Source organism: Halorubrum orientale, from assembly GCF_059623105.1.
The window spans coordinates 1-539 of record NZ_JBSPSR010000027.1; the positions used below are offsets into that span (position 1 = coordinate 1).

The 539-nt window shown below is 62.9% G+C and carries 1 protein-coding gene; it reads right to left on the reverse strand.

Annotated elements, in window-relative coordinates; genetic code table 11:
- The coding region (locus ACWUI7_RS13500) for a transposase (RefSeq protein WP_496642718.1) at positions 1-539 on the reverse strand (539 nt) is incomplete at both ends.

Here is a 539-nt window from a genome sequence, read left to right on the forward strand (position 1 = left end):
CCACGCCCTCCTCGTACAGTCGCTGGAAGAGGTCGCGGGCGAGGGCGTCCATGGCGTGGTCGCGCCGTCTCGTCCGGCGTCGGTACAGGCGTCGAATCCGTTTCGACGTGTACCGCCCCTCTTCGAGCTTGACCTTCGACTGGTGGTCCGCAATCGTCCGAGTCGTTTCTCGGAACCGCTCGAAGAGGTCGCGCCCCTCGTACAGATACTGCTGGCCGGTTGTGGTCGTACAGGCGACGATGTTGTTCGCGCCGATATCCAGAGCGGCGGTTTCGTCCGCCAGTGGTGAATCCTGTCGAGAAGTGTCTACCGTGACAGGCTGAATGGCTCTGAATCGGTCTTCCAACTCGTCGTAGTACAGTTCCAACCGACCGGGTTTGCCGTCCCACTTGGGACGACCGCGCACTTCGAGGCGCAGGCGCTCGGTGTGGCCGAGTCCGTACTCGTCCTTGAGGTCTTTGCCGACCGGGATTTCGAGGCGGGACCGTTTGCCGAGTTCCAGCGTGTACTGGTCGCATCGGCCGTACCAACGGAGGTCG